Annotated in this window: 1 protein-coding gene; it reads left to right on the plus strand. The window is 67.8% G+C overall.

The annotated features are described in order from the left end of the window. Window positions 1–1643, plus strand: a 1643-nt coding sequence (locus Q4P07_RS14155; protein WP_303375558.1) for a 2-oxo acid dehydrogenase subunit E2, incomplete at its 5' end; no start/stop codon positions are given. Between the last annotated feature and the right edge of the window lie 108 nt (window positions 1644–1751).

Raw genomic sequence — 1751 nt, forward strand, 5'->3', positions numbered from 1 at the left:
AGAAAGCACCCGAGCAGGAACAGCCCGCAAAGCAGGAGTCGACGCAGCAAGGCGGCTCCAGTGACAGCGGCGGCTCCGGTGGTGGTGCCGGTGAAACCGTGACGATGCCTGCGCCCGGTGAGTCCGTCACCGAGGGCATCGTGACCCGCTGGCTCAAGGCCGAGGGTGACACCGTGGAGGTCGACGAGCCACTCCTCGAGGTCTCCACCGACAAGGTCGACACCGAGATCCCTTCCCCGGTCGCGGGCGTGCTGTCCAAGATCATCGCCGCAGAGGACGCCACCGTCGAGGTCGGCGGTGCCCTGTGCGTCATCGGCGGGGAAGCTGGCGGCAGTGACTCCTCCGCGGCGCCAGCTTCTGAGCCGGCCGCTGAAGAAGCGCCCGCACAGCAAGAACCCGAGCAGGCCAAGCAGCCAGAGTCCAAGGACGAGCCTGCCGCCGAGACCGACGGTGGCCTCGCGCAGGAGCAGGACGTCCAGAAGCAGGCAGCCCAGGAGTCCGAAGCCAAGTCCGATCCTGGAGCCTCGACCGGGGCTACCGAAGATGAGTCCGAGGACGCCGTCGGTCTGGGCACCATGGCCGGCGACAACGGCAGCACCTCCCACAAGGACACCAGCGACGTGGGCTCCGCCAGCCAGGACGTCAGCGCCTATGTCACCCCGCTGGTCCGCAAGCTCGCGGCCCAGCACGGTGTCGACCTGTCCTCGCTGACGGGCACCGGAGTCGGTGGACGGATCCGCAAGCAGGACGTGCTTGACGCCGCCAAGGCGAGCGAGGAAGCGGCCAAGAAGAGCGAGGAAGACGCGAAGGCTAGCGAGGAGGCGGCCAAGAACAGCGAGGCCGCCGCCGCACCTGCCGCGCAGAGCCCTGCCGCTGCACCGTCGACTTCCGCACCATCTGCCTCCGCGCCGCCCACGACCAGCACAGAGTCGACGGCCAAGCGGGGCACGACCGAAAAGATGTCGCGACTGCGCAAGGTCATCGCGACCCGCATGGTCGAGTCGCTGCAGAACTCGGCACAGCTCACCACGGTGATCGAGGTGGACGTCACCAAGGTCGCTCGTCTGCGCAACCGGAGCAAGGCCGACTTCCTCAAGCGGGAGGGCGCCAAGCTGTCGTTCATGCCGTTCTTCGCGATGGCTGCGATCGAGGCGCTCAAGGAGCACCCGATCGTCAACGCCAGCGTCGAGGGCGACACGATCGTCTACCACGCCGCCGAGCACCTGGGCGTCGCGGTCGACACCCCCCGCGGTCTGCTGGTCCCGGTCATCAAGGACGCCGGCAACCTCAACATCGCCGGGCTGGCGCACAAGATCGCCGACCTGGCCGAGAGGACCCGCGACAACAAGGTCACTCCGGACGAGCTGTCCGGAGGCACCTTCACGCTGACTAACACCGGGTCACGTGGCGCGCTCTTCGACACGCCGATCATCAACATGCCCAACGTCGCGATCCTGGGCACGGGTGCGGTCGTCAAGCGTCCGGTCGTGGTCACCGACGAGGACGGTGGAGCCACGATCGCGATCCGCGACATGGTCTACCTAGCCATCAGCTATGACCACCGGGTCGTGGACGGTGCCGACGCGGCCCGCTTCTTGACCTCGATGAAGCAACGCCTCGAGGACGGCAACTTCGAGGTCTGATGACTCCCTCCGACAGCGTCGAGCCGGTGCCCTCGTCCACCAGCCGCACCGTGGCCATCACCGGCGCCAGCGGCCTGATCGGCTCTGCGCTGTCACAGTCGCTCCGCG

Origin of the sequence: Ornithinimicrobium sp. (genome assembly GCF_030537745.1) — a bacterium.
Lineage (GTDB): Bacteria > Actinomycetota > Actinomycetes > Actinomycetales > Dermatophilaceae > Ornithinicoccus.